The following is a 16830-nucleotide window of genomic DNA, read 5'->3' on the forward strand; positions in this document are numbered from 1 at the left end:
CTGGCCATGCTCAACCTCGGCGGCCACCGGCCCACCCTCCCCGGGCGCACATGACCCACGGAAGAGACAGGAGAGCCCCTTTTCACAGGTCTACGACATCGAGCTCATATGCCCGATTCGCTCTGGCCCGAGCTCATCAACCCCATCCTCGCCGCCGTCCTCCTCGGCGCCCGAAACCAGACACAGCCGAAGGCCACCGCAGCCGATTGGCGACCTCGGCCGCACCGCGATGATCACCAAGGTCGCCGACCACCCAGGCTGAATCCAGGTGGCGAACCCGGCACCGGACCCCGCTGCAGAGGGGGTTTTCGGGTCACAAAGCGCGACACAAGCCCGAATGGCTCAAATGACAAGTGGCCCGTGTCCTGCGTTTCCGCAGGCCACAAGCCACTTTTCAGTAGCGGGGGCAGGATTTGAACCTGCGACCTCTGGGTTATGAGCCCAGCGAGCTACCGAGCTGCTCCACCCCGCGTCGGTGGCTCAACCGTCACACACCACGCCCACCGCGCACAATTCGGGACCGCGCCCGGCGGGTGGGTGAGGGTCGCTGGCCTAGGGTCGAGACGTGGATGCCGCAGACGCAGACGTGCTGATGATCGGGTGCGGCGACCTCGGGTCGCGCATCGGTCTGCGCCTGGCCGAGCGGGGGCACCGCGTCCTCGCCCTGCGCCGCCGGGCCGAGCTGGTGCCGGCCCCGCTGCACGGCGTGTCCGTCGACCTGACCCACGAGGTCCCCGACCTCCCCGCGCTCGAGCTGCGCCACCTGGTCGTCGCCCTGACCGCCCGGCCGCGCTCCGAGGAGGCCTACCGCGCGACGTACGTCGACGGCATGCGGCGCGCGCTCGACGCCGTCGAGGCCGCCGGCCGGCTGCCCGAGCGGGCGCTTCTCATCTCCTCCACCGGTGTGCACGGGGACGTGCCCGACGGCACCCTCGTCGACGAGTCCCACGCGCCTTCCCCCAAGGACGGCCCGGCGCGGGTGCTGCTGGAGGCCGAGGAGCTGTTCGCCTCCCGGGTGCCCGGCGGCACCGTGCTGCGCTGCTCCGGCCTGTACGGCGGGCAGCGGCCGCGGCTGGTCGACAAGGTCGCGGCCGGCGACGTCGGCGACCCGGACCGCTGGACGAACCGCATCCACCGCGACGACGCAGCGGCGGCAGCGGTCCACCTGCTCACCCGTCCCGAGCCTCCCGAGCCGGTCTACCTCGGCAACGACGACGAGCCCGCCCTCATGGGCGACGTGGCCGCCGAGATCGCGCGCCGGCTCGGCGTCGCCCCACCGCCGCGCCCCGACCCCCGGAAGGCCCACGGCAAGCGCATCTCCAACGCCCGGCTGCGCGCGACCGGCTGGGTGCCGGCGTACCCCACCTACCGCGAGGGCTACGTCACGGACGCGCCGGCAGGTCCGACAGCGCACTGAGGTCGCCGGCCCGCTCCCGGCCGATCACGCTGAGGCTGCCGTCGCTCTCCAGCACGACCGCGGCGACCTGGGAGACGTCACCGGTCCCGCTCCCCCGGATCGCCTGCCGCACCTCGGCCGCGGTGAGGCGGGCGTCGCGCAGCGCGTGCTCGACCATCTGCCCGTCGCGCAGCAGCAGCGTGGGCCCGGCGGTCACCGCCGAGCGGACCGCCGGCAGCCGCGAGGTGACCACGGCGACGAGCAGCTGCAGGAGCGCCAGCACCGCCAGCGCGACCACGCCCTCGACCCACGACACGTCCTTGCTCAGGAAGATCGTCGCCAGGGTGGAGCCCAGGGCCACGGTGACGACGAGGTCGAAGGCGTTGAGCTTCGAGAGCGTGCGCTTGCCCGAGGTGCGCAGCACCAGCACGAGAGCGGCGTACGACGCGGGGCCCACCAGGAGCACCCGCCAGATGTCGGACCAGGAGTCGAACCACATGGCCCCTGTCTACCGGTCCCTAGGGTGGGGCGCACAGACGGGCGGAAGCCGAACGAGGAGCAGGTCGTGGACCAGCAGCAGATCCCCCGCACGATGCGCGCAGCAGTGCTGACCCGGCACGGCGGTCCCGAGGCCGTCGAGCAGCGGGACGTCCCCACCCCCGAGCCGGGCACCGGCCAGGTGCTGGTGCGGGTGGGCGCCGCCGGCCTCAACAACACCGACCTGTGGACCCGCGAGGGCGCCTACGGCAGCAGCGCGGAGGCCCCCGAGGCCCGCTCGGGCTGGCGCGGCCCCGTCGACTTCCCCCGCATCCAGGGCGGCGACGTCGCCGGCGAGGTCGTGGCCGCCGGCCCGGGCGCCCCCGCCGACCTGGTGGGGCGCCGGGTGCTGGTCGACCCGGCGACGCGCTACGACCACGACGGGCCCGACGCGCACCCGACCCACATCCTCGGCAGCGAGGCCGACGGCGGCTTCGCCGAGCTCGTGGTCGTCGACGCCGGGCGGGCCCACGTCGTCGACGGCTCGCCGCTCAGCGACGTCGAGCTGGCCGCGCTGCCGATCGCCTACGGCACCGCGCTGGGCATGCTCGAGCGCGGGCACGTGGCGGCCGGCGACACCGTGGTGGTCACCGGCTCCTCCGGCGGCGTGGGGCTGGCGGCCGTGCAGCTCGCCGCGGCCCGTGGCGCCCGGGTCGTGGCGATCACCAGCGGCGTGCACGCCGAGCAGGTGCGGGCCGCGGGCGCGGACGTGACCGTGGACCGCACCGCGGGCGACCTGCGCGAGTCCCTGGCCCGGGCCTGCCCCGAGGGCATCGACGTGGTCGTCGACGTGGTGGCCGGCCCCTTCGTCGCCCAGGCCCTGGGCCTGCTGCGCGACGGCGGGCGATGGGTGGTCGCGGGGGCGCTCGGCGGCCACCTGGTCGAGCTCGACGTACGCCGCCTCTACCTGGCCAACGTCGCCCTGGTCGGCTCGACCATGCACACCCCCGCCCACTTCGAGACGCTGGTCGACCTGGCCCGCCGCGGCGAGGTGCGCCCGGTCGTGGCCCGCACCTACGACCTGGCCGACCTCGCCGCCGCGCACGCCGACCTGGAGGGCCGCGGCCTCGTCGGCAAGCTCGTCGTCACACCCTGAGGCCCGGCCCGCGCTGGGCCGCGAGGCCGGCGCCGCAGAGCGCGGCGAGCAGGGTCGCGGCGCCCATGCGGCGCTCCAGCGGGTGCGGCGAGGTCACGTTGGCGACGGTGTTGAGCGCCATCAGGCCGGCGACCGTCCCCACCGCCCGTCGCGGACCGGGCGAGCCGGCCCGGGCGAGCACCGCCGCCATCGCGACCAGCAGCCCGCCCTGCCCGAGAGCGGCCCAGCGGTAGGGCGTGGTCAGCGCCCCGTCGACGGTGGGCGCGCGGCCGCCGAGCACCGCGTCGCCGTACGGCGCCCCGCGCCACAGCGCGACCTGGAAGCCGGCCGCGGCGACCAGCGGCAGCGCACCCACGAGGCCCACCGTGCGACGGGCTCGCGGCGGGAGTGTCGTGGCTCGGGCGAGGATGCGCATCAGGGCCTCCTGGTGTCGTGTGCAGCGATGGTCTCAGGACCGGCGGCGCACCAGCACCACCCCGAGCCAGGTGAACCAGACGATGAAGCCCAGCCCGAAGACCGACGTGGCGATCTCGGAGGCGGCCGGCACGACCGTGACAGCTCCGACGGCGGCGAGACCGAGGGCGAGCCCTCCGAGCCCGGCCGGCAGCGCCCGGGTCCGCAGCGCGGCGTACCCGACGACGCCGGCCCACAGCGCGCCGGCGACCTCGATGCCACCGCCCAGCGCGTCCTGCACCACGCTGGTCGCGACCCAGGTGTCGAGCGCCAGCGCGGTGTCGTGCGCGTGCAGCTCGACAGCAGCCTGCTGCGCGACGAGGGCCACGCTCCCGCTGGCCACGAGCATCCCCGACCAGACCAGTCCCAGGGCCGTGGACACCCGGGCGAGGACGGGCGCCGGGGACAGGCGGGCGCCGACCCCCAGCGAGACCAGCACCATCGCGGCGCCGCCGAGGAGGTAGAGGACCAGGTACCACCCCGCCAGCGCGGCGTGGTTCTCGACCAGGAAGGCCAGCGACGCCTCGGGCTCGGCGATGGGCGACACGAGGCCGCGGGGCACGAAGTAGGCGGCCATCGCGATGAAGCCCAGCACGTAGGTGCCGGCGACGAGCTGTGCGGCGATGCCGCCGGTGCGCGCCAGCGCGTACGACGTGTCGGTGGGGCGGGGCGCGGTGCCCGTCGTGGTGGGTGAGTCAGCAGAAGTGCCGGTGATGGTGTCGGTGTGTCGTGTCATGCCTCCACCGTCGCTGCGTCCGGGGTGTCGGCGCATCGGAGCGGGGGCCGGAGCCGGGTAGTCCTCGAGGCCGGACCCGGTCGGCCGAAAGTGCCATACGTGCACCGCCGCACCGGGCCTACCCTGGTCAGGTGACTGGAGGCCCGCTGCGCGCGCTGTGGGACGAGCCGCGGGCCGAGCCGCCGCCGGGGACGCCCTGGTGGGACCGGGCCCTGGTCGCCGGCCTCGTCCCGCTGACCGTGCTCGAGGTCGCCCTGCGCGCCGACGTCGTGTGGCCGCTCTGGCACGGGGCGTGGACGCTGGTGTGCGTGGGCGCCCTGCTGTGGCGCTCCCACCGGCCGCTGGCGATGGTGGTCGTGGCCTTCGGCGCCCAGAGCGTCGCCGGCATCGTGCCCGCGCTGGCCGGGGAGCCCCACAGCGTGCTCGACGTGACCGCCGTCGTGCTGCTGGTCGCCTACTCGCTGGGCCGCTGGGCCAGCGGGCGCGGCGTGCTGGCCGGGAGCGGCTTCCTGCTGGCGCTGCACCTGCTCCGGGAACCGCTCTACGACGCCAGCGGCGCCTCGATGGTCCTCGGGGTGGGGGCGCTGATGCTGCCGGTGGCCCTCGGCGCCGTGCTGCGCCTCTGGAGCGCCGCCCAGGTGCGAGCCCGCGAGGAGGTGCGGCTCCGCGAGCGCGAGCAGCTGGCCCGCGACCTGCACGACACCGTCGCGCACCACGTCACCGGCATCCTGATGCACGCCCGGGCCGCCCGGGTGCGGGCCCGGACCGACCCCGGCGCGGCCGCCGCGGCGGTCGACGGCGTGGAGGAGGCCGCGTCACGGGCGCTGGAGGACATGCGGTCGATGGTGGCGGTGCTGCGCGACGACCGGGCGGTCGGCCCCGGCCGCTCCCCCGCCCACGGCATCGCCGACATCTCGCACCTGGCCCGCGACGAGGGTCCGGACCCGCGCGTGGTCGTCGAGAGCTCCGGCGACCTCGACCGGCTGCCGTCCCCCGTCGGCTCCGCGCTGTTCCGCGCCACGCAGGAGGCCGTGACCAACGCCAGGCGGCACGCGGTGGGCGCCACCCTGGTGACGGTGCACCTCAGCCGCGACCACGACGTGGTGCGGCTGCGGGTCCACGACGACGGGCGTGCGCCCGGTGCCGGGCGCGTACGCCGCAACCAGACGGCGTACGGCCTGGCCGGGATGCGCGAGCGGTTCTCGCTGCTCGGCGGCGCCGTGCACGCCGGCCCGGACCCCGGCGGCGGCTGGACGGTCGAGGCCACCGTCCCCACGAGCCCCACCGGGCCGGGGGCGCACCCGTGACGGCGCCGGTGCAGGTGCCGGGGCGGGCGCCGGTGCGCGTGCTGGTGGCCGACGACCAGGACATGGTCCGCGTCGGCCTCTCGACGATCCTCGACGCGCAGCCGTCGATCGAGGTGGTCGGCCAGGCCCGCGACGGGCTGGAGGCCGTGGCCCTCGTCGCGTCGCTGCGCCCCGACGTGTGCCTCTTCGACATCCGGATGCCGCACCTCGACGGCATCGAGGCGACCCGCCGAGTCGCCGGCCCCGACGTCGCCGACCCGGTGCCGGTCATCGTGGTCACCACCTTCGACCAGGACGAGCATGTCTACGACGCGTTGCGGGCCGGGGCCCGCGGCTTCCTGCTCAAGGACGCCGACCCCGAGCTGCTGGCCCGCGCCGTCCTGGCCGCCGCGCAGGGCGAGGCGCTGATCGCGCCGGCCGTGACCGCTCGCCTGCTGGCCGCCTTCGCCTCGTCGCGGGCCGGCGCCGTGCGCGAGCCGGTCGACCCGCTGACCCCCCGCGAGGAGGCGGTCCTCGACCTGGTCGCCGCCGGTCGGACCAACGCCGAGGTCGCCGACGAGCTGTTCCTCTCGCTGAGCACCGTCAAGACCCACATCGGGGCGCTGATGACCAAGCTGTCGGCCCGCAACCGCGTCGAGCTGGTGATCTGGGCCTACGAGAGCGGCCGCGCCGACCCCGGGCGCCGTCACTGACCGCCAGCACCCGGAGCGGCACCGGGGGAAACAGACGAGGCCCGGACCTGTCGGTCCGGGCCTCGTGCACTGTGTAGCGGGGGCAGGATTTGAACCTGCGACCTCTGGGATGCACCCGTAGTGCCGTATGCGCTTGCTGCCATCTGCCAGTGTTTGACGCTTTCGCGGCCTGACCTGCACAAACACGACACCCTCAACTTCACCGTTTGACGCTGGCTGACTCAAACGAGCACCAATTACGCCCACTTTTCGCCCACCATCAAGTCGCCAGCAGAGCAACCAAGCGTCGCTCACAATTGGTTGAGTCGGGGCATGCGTATACCCCCTTTGGGTATATCGCTCAATGTCGATACTCTAGACAGATGCCGACGCAATTGAACATGCCGCACGTGCTGGGCCCGTCTGATGGTGAGCGCGCGATGCTGTTGGCAGCTCCTCGCGGCTACTGTGCTGGCGTGGACCGGGCGGTCATCACCGCGAGGCCTGGCTCGACGGTGTCGAGACGGTGTCGGTCACCTCTGGAGCCTCGGTACCCGAGAACCTCGTCGAGGGCGTGCTCGCCTTCCTCTCCGAACGCGGCTACCCTGACGCCCGCGCCGTCCACTCGGCCGAGGAGTCGCTGATCTTCGCGCTACCGCACGAACTCCGCCGTGACCTCAAGGCCGCTACGTAGAGCGGCGAGCCTGAGTCACAGGCGAGAGGGCCAGACGCCGAACTGGACAGCTCGAAACACGCAGTCGTTCGCCCGCACCAAGCGACCGGGGCAGAGTCACGCCACGGGTGACGGGGATTCAGCGAAGGCAGACGAGGTCGACCTTGTTGCTGAAGTTGAGGTGTGTCGGTGTTCGATGCTCTGCGTCGACGCCAAGACCCCTCGAGTTCACACCGGCTCCGGCAGGCTAGGACGTGACGATCCTTGCCCCCCCCTTCGTCGACCGCGCCGTCGAAGCCAAACTTGGCTGGCTGGACCGAGCGCCGGCATCCTGAACGCGCAGCGGATCGAGACGTCGGTCTCAGAAATGCCTGAGCCCCGCGGTGCCTAACCCGGCTCTTGCGAGCTGTGCCAGAGGACGGTTATCCGCGGGGCGATGTCACTAGAATACGCACGTGTCAGCCGAGGAGCAAGACGACGACGCGCCCGCCGCCGTGGCCGGGTCCCCGCCGACGCTCAGCGCCACCGACCTCGAAGCGTGGCTGAGTACACCACGGCTCGACACCTACCTGTTCCGCTGCGGCGGCGACGCCCCTCTGGCGCTTGAGCTCTACCGCTGGAACAGCCTGCTGGCCGCAGCCGCTCTGACCGACACCTGCCATCTGGAGGTCGCGCTACGCAACGCCTATGACCGGCAGATGGCCCAGCAGTTCCCGGACTGGTCGGTCGACCCCGCGAGCCGGCTGTTCACGCGCACCCAGGGCCACGGACGCGCGGTGACGAAACAGGTCTCCCTCAACACGGGCAGCCAACGCGCACTCAACGACGCCAAGCGCGGGCTCGGAGCGCACCCCAGCCACGGCAAGGTCGTGGCGGCCACCATGTTCGGCTTCTGGACCAAGCTCACCGACCGAGACCGGACTGCGACCTTCTGGACGCCGATGCTGCGCCACGCCTTCAACGGCTCCCCCACACGTGGCGAGGTCCATGAGCGGGTCGCCCGCGTCAACAAGTTCCGCAACCGGCTCGCGCACAACGAGCCCGTCTTCTCCAGCTCCTCCGGCCTCCACGACCGCATGCGCGACGTCGACGATCTGTTCATGTGGGTCGCCCCGGCCGCGGCCGGCTATGTCCGCGCCACCTCCACGGTCCCTTCATTGCTCGCCCAGTGTCCCGTCCCCGGGCTTCTGTGAAACGGACTGCAATGCTGGACTCAGCACCCGCCGGCAGGGCGCCGGATGGCGCACTCGCCGGCTTCACCCGGATCCGCGAGACCGCCGAGGCCTTCATGGACAAGCGCGACCTCGCAGGCGACGGCTGGCACGAGGAGACGGTCACCGCGGTCGCCGTGATCGAAGGTCGGCCGGAGGTCGACGTCTTGGAGTTCAGCCGCAACCAGGAAGGCCGCGGCCCCAACGCGCTCGGGGCCGACTACCTGTGGTGGTGGATCGACAGCGCCACCGAGGAGTGCTTCGGGATGCTGGTGCAGGCCAAGCGGCTTAAGCGCAGTTCCGGCGGTGACTGGCTCGTTGACGTCACCCACCGCGAGGGGAAGCAGCTCGGCGACCTGATCCGCACATCCGAGGAGCTGGGAGTGCCGGCCGTGTACGCCGTCTACACCGGCGGGCTGGTTTTCCGCGGCCAGCTCCCGTGCCCCCACAGCGGCGAGGGCTGCCCTGATCCAGACTCCGCGACCCACCCCGAGCCGCCCGAGGAGTGCCTGCCCTGCCGAAGGATGACCATCTCGATGGCGACCGCCTACCAGCTGCGCCAGGGGTGGTACGACCCGAAGATGACCGCGGATCTCGTCGTGTCCGAGTCGATCCCCGTCGAGGACCTCGTCGACCCGGCCGTGCCCTCGCCGCCGGTGTGGGACCTCAACCTCGACAAGCTCCAAGATCCCCAACTGCGCGACTTCCTCCTCAAGCCGCAAGGCGGGTCCCGCGAGATCGCCCGGCGCATCTTCCGCCTGGTCTCCGACCACCGCCGCGGGGCGTTCTCGGCCGACGTCGCCGAGGTCCTTCCCTTCCCTGGAGCGCCGCTCTTCACCGAGGTCCCCGAAGACACGGGTCACTTCCCCGGCCCGTACTTCCGTCATGTCCTCCAAGGCCTGCGGGCCAGCCCGCCGGCGTACCTGGAGGCGCTGCGGCGGCCGCCCCGGCTGGACGAGCTGGCGTGGGATCCCGACTCGACAAGCTCCGATGGGACCATCGGACGCATGACGGCCGCCAACAATCCGTTCTCCGCCAAGCGGCGACCCCCGCCGGAGCTGGAAGGGACGAACATCGCCGGCGTCGTCCTGGTCACGCTCTGAAGGTCACGCTCTGAAGGTCACGCTCTGATCGCTTCAGGGCGACACTAGCCACCTGTGTGGCGCACGCTGGTCGCCATGACCACCGAACCCATCCACACCGAACCCATCCACACCGAACCCATTCCCACCGTCCCGCTCGACCGCCCCTTCCGCGCCGTCCTCGAAGGAGGGCCGATCGAGCCCGGCGAAATCGTCACCGTGCTCGACCAGGCGATCGTCGATGGGCGGTGCGTCGTTCGCAGCGCCCACGGCGAGGGCTACTGGCACGTGCCGGCCGCGGCACGGGCCATCGACATGTCGGCCGTAGTACCGGCGATCTTCGAGCCCGAACCAACCATCGCGTTCACCTTCCCGCCCCGGTGAAGACACACGGCCGGGTCGGGTGGGAGGTTCCATCCCGCCACCACGAAGTTGCGTGACACGATTCGCTGCGTGGGCTTCAACAAGGACGACGAGACCGCGCTCCTCGGGTGGTGCCGATGACTCGCTACGAGTACGACGAGGAGGCCAGCACCGCCGAGCTGCACGACGTCGTGCACGAGATCGACGACTCCCCCGCCCCGGTCTCGCGCTGGCTGGACGCCATGGGACGCCTCATCGCGATCAACGACCCTCTCGCCCGCGAGCTGCTGGCCTTGCATGGTGACCGCGGATCCGGATCAGGTGTGTGCGACTCCGTCGTCGATGACCCCGCCTTGGACCCGATGAAAGCCGGAGGGACTGGGGGTGAGACGACCGAGATCATCGCCTCGCACTTCGGCATCGAGTACCCGCAGGGTTCGTGAGCGCCCAACCGTGAGTTCGCATGACTCCAACGCTCGGCTGGCCGAGCTGATCCGCGCCGGTCTGCAGCGCGCCGACCAGCTGGGCCGCACCCGGGTGCCGCTCAAGCTATTCCCGGCGGAGGACCAGGAGGGGCTGCTCACGCTCCTGCACGCCTACCTGTGGGACACCGCCGCACCGTACGACGACGAGTGGCATCACTCTCCGGGCAACATCATGACCCCTGTGGGCCGAGCTGCTGGAGATCGGCAGCAAGACCCGACACCGCCTCATCCCACTGCGCACCGACCTGGTCAAGCTCCTCACCGAGCGGGGCCCGGGATACCGGGCGCACCCGCGATCGGTGCGCGTGCTAGTGCGTGAGTACAGCGGCCCGATCGAGCCACCCGTTCATCCCAGCGACGCCCGCGAGACCTCCAGCACGATCGCCGTCGGCGGGTGGGGAGCAGGTTTCGGAGACGCCGACACCAACCGTCAGGTCGAGCTGGCCGCCGAGAAGGTGGTCCGCAAGCACTACGAGGCCGACGGGTGGGAGTTCACTCGCGTCGCCCACCTCAACTGCGGCTGAGACCTCACCGCTGCTCGCGATGGCAAAGAGGCCCACCTCGAGGTGAAGGGCGTGTCGAGCTCGATGCCGTCGGTCCTCTTGACCCGCAACGAGCTCCGCCGAGCCGAGACTGACCCCGAATGGGCGCGCCGTGGTGGCCAACGCACTGTCCGCCTCCCCTGCCCTGGCGCAGTTCGATCGGCAGACGGCGGCCTCAGCCGACGACACGACCGTCTACCGCGTCACCGCACCGGTGACCGGCCCCCGGTCGGCCGCTGTCGCGGGAGCTAGGCCGAGCCGACGTCGGCCAGTGCGCGGGGGTGCGGCTTCTCAAGCATTCCTCGGCGCTCGACGTACCACTCGAAGAGCAGCGTGAAGAAGGGCGGCACCGCAGCGATGAGGCCAACGGCGGTGAGCCGCAGGGACCAGCCGAAGGTCGTGCGGGCCAGCAGCGTCACCAGCAGGTAGGTGATGAACAGGACTCCGTGGATCGGACCGAAGATCTTCACGCCTAGCTCGGTGGTCTCGGGAACGTACTTGAGGTACATCCCGATCAGCAGGCCGGCCCAGGAGAATGCCTCGGCGATGGCTGCCATGCGGAACCAGGTGCGGACGCGGGCCGGGGTACGCAAGGGCGCCGAGGTCGTCGTCACGCCGACACCGGAGTTGTCGCACCAAGGGCGCGCTCAGAGCGTGTGGCAACGAACTCGGGCTCCTGCTTCATCAACTTCGTCCTCTGGAATGTATGTGATCGCATGTTCGTGGCGTGGGGCGACGGCAAGATGTCAGGTCGATCGTGAGACCGGCTCGGGTGTCGAGGAGCCTGCTGAGCGAAGTCGACAGGTCAGGCTGGTCCGACGGCGCGCCCACAGGGCGTAGGCGAGGAGACCGAGGGAGGCGACTGCGAGGAGCGGCTGGACCGGTGCGAACCAGTTCAGCGCTCCGCTGACCCCGAGCGCGAGCACCACGAGTTTGTTGCAGATCGGGCACCCGACCGCGAACAGGGAGAGCATCGTGCCCACGAACGTCTTTCCTCCTTCGGTCGTCGGCACGGGCACCGAAGGGTCTCGGACGAAGGTGGCCGCTAGCGCGCCGGACAGAAGGGCGGACAGCGCCCAGACGGGGTAGTTCCACCACAGGACCGGGGTCATCCGGGTGTACCAAGGCGTCTGGATGATGCCCGTAGGTATCCCGATCGCGAGACCGACGACCACAGCGGCCGTGATCCCCACAAGAAGGCGTCGAGTCACGTCACTCCTCTCATGCATCAACTATGCGCAATAGTAGATGCCGGGGTCAATCGCTGGTCAATCACTCGGCTCGGCGATCGTCACTCTCTGTGGTCTCGCGCCCTGGTCGTGCTCCTCGGTTGCCGGGCCGTCCAGGTCCTGCTGCTCCCTGGCGCGCAGCACACCATCGGGCACCTGCGGGGTGGTGAACCGCAGCACCACCACGGTAACGAGGAGGAACCCGACGATGGGGATGCCGACGAAGACCAGCAGGATCTGCCACCAGTTCACGGAGCCGACCCCTTCTGACTGGCGAACGAGCTAATTGGGTCGAGTTCCATCAACGGTGTCCTCCAGGGGAATCGGAAGGACCGGCTCTGGTAGCCGGTGCGGCTATGGTGGATGCCTGGGTCAACTTGCGTAGACCAGCGCGGCCATCATTCCGGCCTCGGCGTGGTAGATGTTGTGACAGTGCGCGGCCCAGTTGCCCGGATTGTCGGCCTGGAGCTCGACGTCGAGGCGCTGCATCGGGGTGAGCAGGACGGTGTCCTTTCGCACGCCGTTGGGCAGCGCGAACGTGTGGCCGTGGACATGCATCGGATGAGTCATCATCGTCTGGTTGGTCAGGCGCACCTGCACCCGTTCACCCGGGGTGATCTCGATGGGCTGGTTGTCGGGAAAGGCGGCTCCATTGATGGCCCACGCGTAGGGGCTCATCTGCCCGGTCAGCGTGAGCTCGACGCTCTGGCCCGGCCGACGCGTCGGAAGACGTGCGGACTCGGCCGGCTCGAGGCCGCCGACCCTGGCCATCGCACCGTTGAGCTCGGCCACCTTGACGTCTGGTGCTGGGGCAGCACCGCTCCCGGTCCGGATCAGTGCCAGGGCCTGACCCTCCTTCCCGACGGGTTGGGCGACCAGGGGAAAGACTCCGTCCTCGAGGGTGGCGATGCAGTCGTAGCGCTCCCCCATTCCGATGTAGAAGCCATCGGTGTCCGTGGGCTTGAGGGGGAAGCCGTCGGAGTCGGTGAGTGTGAGTCGGTGGCCGCCCAGCGCGACGGCGAAGATGGTGTCGGCGGCGGCGTTGATGATGCGCAGCCGGATCCGCTGCGCGGGCCGTGCCTTGAGCACATCGGGGTCCTGGGCGGTGCGGCCATTGATGAGGTAGTGCGGGTAGGTGACGTCACCGGCGTCGCCGAACGGTGAGTCCGAGGACCCCATATCCATACCCTCCATACCCTCCATACCGTCCATGTCTCCCATGTCCATGCCGTCCATGGAGTGCTCACCGCCGGAGCTGCCCGCAGTCAGGTCTGCAAGCACGTCGTCGGGGGTCGTGCCGGTGCCGTCGATCCAGTCGTCGAGCACCACGATCCATTCGGTGTCGTAGGCACCGGGCTCGTCGGGGTCGTCGATGACCAGTGGTGCGTACAGACCTCGATCGAGCTGCACCCCAACGTGGGGGTGGTAGAAGTAGGTGCCTGGGTCGGGCGCGACGAACTCGTACACGAAGCTCTCGTTGGAGGAGATCGGCTCTTGGGTGAGCCCGGGAACACCGTCGGCCTCGTGGCGGAGCGCGATTCCGTGCCAATGGACACTGGTTTCGGCCTCGAGGTTGTTGGCGACCGTGACCCGGAGCAGGTCGCCTGCGGTGGCTCGGATAACGGGCCCGGGGACGGTGTCGCCGTAGGCCCAGGTAGGCACTGTCGTTCCCCCCAGGTCGATGGTGGTTGCCCGGGCGTTCAGCGAGGCGGTGACGACCCGTTGGCCGGGCTTGGGCGCCAACGGCGTCTGCTTCGGGATGACGAACTTCGAGCCGCCGGGCTTGGAGTTTGACTGACCGGTGCAGGCGGTGAGGGCGGTAGATCCGGCGATGGCGAGGCCACTGAGGATGAGGGTGCGCCGGGAGAGCTGGTTCACGGGTGTCCTTCGCTTCGAGCAGTCAGGTAGGTGGAGGCGGGGAGTGATCACCCACCGTCGGCCGGGTCGCGGGCCGGGTCGCGGGCCGGGTCGCGGGCCGGGTCGCGGCCGGTGTCGGGGACGGGCGACCCGAGAGGGCGTCTGCGCGCCGACTGGTGCCACACGAGCAGCGTCGCAGCCGTCTGTTGTGATTTCCTGCGCGGAACCATGAAGGCTTGACGAAGTTGGTCGTCTGGAGGTGTTCGGCAGTCCGCTCGCCCGATCCCTGCACGAGCGCCGCTACCGGGGCCGGTACTGCGCTGGGATGAGTGCGTCGATTCGTGGGATCAGGGCCGGGATGCACGCCTCCAGCTCGTTTCGAACGACGATCAGCAGCGTCAGCGTTGTGGCGGAACCGTCGTCGACGACGAAGCCTGCATTGGGATGGCGTGAGGCGAAATCCTCGATGATGCGGAGCGGTGCCGAGACGCTTTGCGGTGTGCCCGGTGGGCCCTGTGTCATGGGGCGCTTGCACGCACGAGTGAGGTCGTGCAATGCCTGGTGCGGGGCCTCGACCTCGTCGTCGTTGAGGGACTCCTTGGGCGCCGGAAGCGTGTCGGGCGCGACTAGCGCACCGCCGACCGGTGCCGGAGCGGATAGCGTCGAGGACTCAGATCCCCCGAATGACTCCGCGACCGGACCAGCGATCGTTCCCGCGTACGCGACTGCTGCGAGCACTGCGAGCAGCACGATGACGGCACCCAGCGGGTGTCGAACCAGGAATCGAGCGACTCGGGCACGAATCACAAAGGCACCTGCCAGGTGCCGATCAGAGTGCGCAGGCTCGCCAGCCACGCGCTCCAGATCCCGGTCACCTGCAACACGCCGAGGACCACCAGCATGGCACCACCAACACGCATCACCCCTCGCGCGTGCCTTCGCGCGAAGGCGAACGCCCGAAAGGCACGGCTGACACCCAGGGCCGCCAAGAGGAACGGGATGCCGAGCCCCAGGCTGTATGCGAAGGAGAGCATCGCTCCCCGGCCGGCGGTGCCTGTCGTGGTGGCCAGAGATAGGACGGCCGCCAGCGTGGGTCCGATGCAGGGGGTCCAGCCGATACCGAACATGACCCCGAGCACGGGAGCTCCGGCGAGACCGACCTTCGGCTGGTAGCGAAGACGAAACGTTCGCGAGACCCCCGGGACGGCACCGAGAACGCCGGCGAACATCAGGCCCAGGACGATGGTCAGCACTCCAAGGACCCTGACGAGAAGGTCTTGGTGGCGGATCAAGGTGCTGCCCAGGGTGCCGAAGAGGGCGCCATAGCTGGTGAACACTGCGGCGAAGCCCAGCACGAACAGGGCGGTACCGCCCACGGCGGTAGATCGCGTCGGGGCACTCGACTGGCGGATCGCGGTCGCGCCTTTGGAGTCGCCGGGAAGGGCATTGGGCTCCCGCGTCGCGTCCGCGCCGGCTGCGCCGGTGACGTAGGCGAGGTACCCGGGCACGAGGGGTAGGCAGCAGGGGCTGAGGAAGGAGACCGTTCCGGCGACGACCGCGATCAGGACGGCAACGAGAAGGGGGCCGTCGGCGATCGTGGTGCCGATGGACAATGCCGCGGTCATTCGGGACCCTCCGCGTCCTCGATGAGCCCGCGCAGCGTGGTGGCGTCGATCTGCCCGATGTTGCGGGCTCGGATCACACCTGATCGGTCGACCACGACCGTGGAGGGGACCGCACTGACGGGCAGGATGCCGGTGAACGCGGCTAGGACGAGCCCGTTCTGGTCATCCAAGCTGGGATAGGTGATGGAGAACTCGCGCTCGAAGTCTCGTCCGGCGGCAGGGTTGTCGCGTACGTCGATACCCACGAACCGGACACCTCGTCCGGCGGTGTCCGCAGAGATCTGTGCCAGGTCAGGTGCCTCTGCCCGGCAGGGTGCGCACCACGATCCCCACACGTTGAGGACGACCACATACCCCCGTAGGTCGGCTAGGGAGAGCGTGTCTCCGGCGATGGTCCTGCCCTTGATGTCGGGAAGCGGAATGCCTTCGTTCCCGGGGTAGAGGGTCACACCCACTCCCCCGACGTCGGTGGTGCGGGCCTGGGACCGAACCGCCTGCCACTGCCACCAGCCGCCCCCGAGGACCGCGGCGATCACGAGGATCACAACGATCGTTCGCGCCTTTCGCAGCACGCGACGCACCTCCAACCATCTACTATGTTGCCTAGTGGATAGTACGGGGCGCGCCTGAGCGCCGGAAACTCGATCAACACTCGATCAACAACAGACGGGACTTCCATGACCGGCCCCAGCAGCGACCGCATCCTTGGCCTTTCGCCTCGCGCGAGGCGGGTTGTCGTGCCGCTGCTTCTCGTCGCCGTCCTGGTGATTGTGGTGGGTACGCTGCTGACCCAGCGGTCAAGTGGTGGCTCCGGTGATGTCGCCACCACCGACTCGGGCCCTCTGGTCGGCAGCGACCTGCATGCGGTTGCCGGGAGCGCCGGTCGGTTGTTCGTGGCAGGCCACGGGGGTGCCGGCTACCGAGATCCTTCGGGTGGATGGAGGCAGATCGAATCGCTGGCCAACAAGGACGTGATGGGCTGGGCGGCAGCCGACGGCAGGCTGCTTGCCGGTGGGCACGAGGGCCTGTACGCCTCCACAGACGATGGAGCGACGTTCGATCAGGTCGCCGGGCTGCCGGTCTCCGACGCTCATGGACTGGGCGGTGCGGGCGAGGTGATCTACCTGTCCGCACCGGAAGGTGGTGTCTTCGTGTCCGCTGACGGCGGCGAGACGTTCGAGGAACGGGCGCCGCAGCGAGGCGACATCATGGGCACGATCTGGGTGGACCCGTCCGACTCCGACGTTGCGATCGCGTCGTCGATGCGCGACGGCGCCGTCAAGACCACCGACGGTGGGCGCACCTGGACGGCCCTCGGCAGCGGCACCGGCTCGATGTCGGTCGCGGTGGGCGAAGGAGGAGTAGACCTCTTCGTCATTGGGACGGGCGACGCCCAGGTCAGCACCGACGGCGGCACAGACTGGGCCTCGGCGGCAATTCCTGGCGGCACCAGTGCCGCCTTCTACACTGCGGAGGGCAAGCTGGTCGTCGCAGCACTCGATGGCGACCGGGCTGACGTGTACGAGCAAGTGGGGACCCAGTGGGACCCGCTGTCCTAGCCAGGCAC

At 70.4% G+C, this 16830-nt stretch carries 20 protein-coding genes, 1 tRNA gene and 1 pseudogene; 11 read left to right on the forward strand and 11 right to left on the reverse strand.

The genetic code is table 11. The annotated features are described in order from the left end of the window. Positions 1–398: 398 nt before the first annotated feature. Positions 399–472, reverse strand: a tRNA-Met gene (locus ABKW28_RS17415). Positions 473–565: 93 nt separating this feature from the next. Here ABKW28_RS17415 and ABKW28_RS17420 point away from each other — a divergent pair. Beyond that, entirely contained in the window at positions 566–1417 is an 852-nt protein-coding gene (locus ABKW28_RS17420; protein ID WP_348611915.1) for an NAD(P)H-binding protein, read from the forward strand. Here ABKW28_RS17420 and ABKW28_RS17425 read toward each other — a convergent pair. Next, positions 1383–1895, reverse strand: coding sequence for a YetF domain-containing protein (locus ABKW28_RS17425; RefSeq protein WP_348611918.1), 513 nt, complete (start codon positions 1893–1895; stop codon positions 1383–1385). The genes ABKW28_RS17420 and ABKW28_RS17425 overlap by 35 nt on opposite strands. A 66-nt stretch (positions 1896–1961) precedes the next feature. Between ABKW28_RS17425 and ABKW28_RS17430 the strand changes: the two genes are divergently transcribed. After that, positions 1962–3029, forward strand: coding sequence for a zinc-binding dehydrogenase (locus ABKW28_RS17430; protein WP_348611921.1), 1068 nt, complete (start codon positions 1962–1964; stop codon positions 3027–3029). Here the strand turns inward: ABKW28_RS17430 and ABKW28_RS17435 are convergent. Both ABKW28_RS17435 and ABKW28_RS17440 read right to left on the reverse strand, forming a co-directional pair. After that, positions 3019–3444, reverse strand: a complete 426-nt coding sequence (locus tag ABKW28_RS17435; RefSeq protein ID WP_348611924.1) for a hypothetical protein — start codon at positions 3442–3444, stop codon at positions 3019–3021. The two genes, ABKW28_RS17430 and ABKW28_RS17435, sit on opposite strands and share 11 nt — an antisense overlap. 33 nt (positions 3445–3477) lie before the next feature. Continuing rightward, on the reverse strand, positions 3478–4218 hold the full coding sequence (locus tag ABKW28_RS17440; RefSeq protein ID WP_348611927.1) for a hypothetical protein: 741 nt from the start codon (positions 4216–4218) through the stop codon (positions 3478–3480). A gap of 131 nt (positions 4219–4349) precedes the next feature. On the opposite strand from ABKW28_RS17440, the gene ABKW28_RS17445 reads away from it, so the two are divergent. The 8 genes and pseudogenes from ABKW28_RS17445 (at position 4350) to ABKW28_RS17480 (ending at position 10534) form a co-directional block, all read left to right on the forward strand. Further along, complete coding sequence (locus ABKW28_RS17445; RefSeq protein WP_348611930.1) at positions 4350–5525, forward strand: histidine kinase; 1176 nt, start codon at positions 4350–4352, stop codon at positions 5523–5525. After that, complete coding sequence (locus tag ABKW28_RS17450; protein WP_348611933.1) at positions 5522–6217, forward strand: response regulator transcription factor; 696 nt, start codon at positions 5522–5524, stop codon at positions 6215–6217. The genes ABKW28_RS17445 and ABKW28_RS17450 overlap by 4 nt, the downstream gene beginning before the upstream one ends. Positions 6218–6695: 478 nt before the next feature. After that, positions 6696–6890 (forward strand): annotated as a pseudogene (locus tag ABKW28_RS17455) (4-hydroxy-3-methylbut-2-enyl diphosphate reductase); the annotation flags it as partial. A 434-nt stretch (positions 6891–7324) separates the two neighbouring features. Further along, positions 7325–8062 carry a hypothetical protein gene (locus ABKW28_RS17460; protein WP_348611936.1) on the forward strand — a complete coding sequence of 246 codons (738 nt, stop codon included), beginning with the start codon at positions 7325–7327 and terminating at the stop codon, positions 8060–8062. A gap of 11 nt (positions 8063–8073) precedes the next feature. Continuing rightward, positions 8074–9183, forward strand: coding sequence for a hypothetical protein (locus tag ABKW28_RS17465; protein ID WP_348611939.1), 1110 nt, complete (start codon positions 8074–8076; stop codon positions 9181–9183). Positions 9184–9258: 75 nt separating this feature from the next. After that, positions 9259–9546 (forward strand): hypothetical protein, encoded by a 288-nt coding sequence (locus ABKW28_RS17470; RefSeq protein ID WP_348611942.1) that lies wholly within the window; start codon positions 9259–9261, stop codon positions 9544–9546. A gap of 116 nt (positions 9547–9662) precedes the next feature. Next, positions 9663–9968 (forward strand): hypothetical protein, encoded by a 306-nt coding sequence (locus ABKW28_RS17475; protein ID WP_348611945.1) that lies wholly within the window; start codon positions 9663–9665, stop codon positions 9966–9968. Between the two features lie 341 nt (positions 9969–10309). Continuing rightward, positions 10310–10534 carry a hypothetical protein gene (locus tag ABKW28_RS17480; RefSeq protein WP_348611948.1) on the forward strand — a complete coding sequence of 75 codons (225 nt, stop codon included), beginning with the start codon at positions 10310–10312 and terminating at the stop codon, positions 10532–10534. A 266-nt stretch (positions 10535–10800) separates the two neighbouring features. Here the strand turns inward: ABKW28_RS17480 and ABKW28_RS17485 are convergent, their stop codons facing one another. The 7 genes from ABKW28_RS17485 to ABKW28_RS17515 all read right to left on the reverse strand — a co-directional run bounded on the left by ABKW28_RS17485 (position 10801) and on the right by ABKW28_RS17515 (position 15835). Next, the gene (locus ABKW28_RS17485) at positions 10801–11166 is read right to left on the reverse strand and encodes a DUF3817 domain-containing protein (protein WP_348611951.1); all 366 of its coding nucleotides are present in this window, start codon (positions 11164–11166) and stop codon (positions 10801–10803) included. Between the two features lie 132 nt (positions 11167–11298). Continuing rightward, entirely contained in the window at positions 11299–11763 is a 465-nt protein-coding gene (locus ABKW28_RS17490) for a hypothetical protein (RefSeq protein ID WP_348611954.1), read from the reverse strand. A 57-nt stretch (positions 11764–11820) separates the two neighbouring features. Continuing rightward, the gene (locus ABKW28_RS17495) at positions 11821–12033 is read right to left on the reverse strand and encodes a hypothetical protein (protein WP_348611957.1); all 213 of its coding nucleotides are present in this window, start codon (positions 12031–12033) and stop codon (positions 11821–11823) included. Between the two features lie 120 nt (positions 12034–12153). Continuing rightward, positions 12154–13659 (reverse strand): multicopper oxidase family protein, encoded by a 1506-nt coding sequence (locus ABKW28_RS17500; protein ID WP_348611960.1) that lies wholly within the window; start codon positions 13657–13659, stop codon positions 12154–12156. 279 nt (positions 13660–13938) lie between these two features. Continuing rightward, the gene (locus ABKW28_RS17505; protein WP_348611963.1) at positions 13939–14388 is read right to left on the reverse strand and encodes a hypothetical protein; all 450 of its coding nucleotides are present in this window, start codon (positions 14386–14388) and stop codon (positions 13939–13941) included. A 53-nt stretch (positions 14389–14441) separates the two neighbouring features. Continuing rightward, positions 14442–15263: a cytochrome c biogenesis protein CcdA gene (locus ABKW28_RS17510; RefSeq protein WP_348611966.1), complete on the reverse strand. Its 822-nt coding sequence runs from the start codon at positions 15261–15263 to the stop codon at positions 14442–14444. After that, positions 15260–15835: a TlpA disulfide reductase family protein gene (locus ABKW28_RS17515; RefSeq protein WP_348611969.1), complete on the reverse strand. Its 576-nt coding sequence runs from the start codon at positions 15833–15835 to the stop codon at positions 15260–15262. The genes ABKW28_RS17510 and ABKW28_RS17515 overlap by 4 nt, the downstream gene beginning before the upstream one ends. Before the next feature lie 105 nt (positions 15836–15940). On the opposite strand from ABKW28_RS17515, the gene ABKW28_RS17520 reads away from it, so the two are divergent. Next, positions 15941–16822, forward strand: a complete 882-nt coding sequence (locus ABKW28_RS17520) for a hypothetical protein (protein WP_348611972.1) — start codon at positions 15941–15943, stop codon at positions 16820–16822. The last annotated feature ends 8 nt before the right edge of the window (positions 16823–16830 follow it).

The organism is Nocardioides sp. 31GB23 (genome assembly GCF_040012395.1).
GTDB lineage: Bacteria > Actinomycetota > Actinomycetes > Propionibacteriales > Nocardioidaceae > Nocardioides > Nocardioides salarius.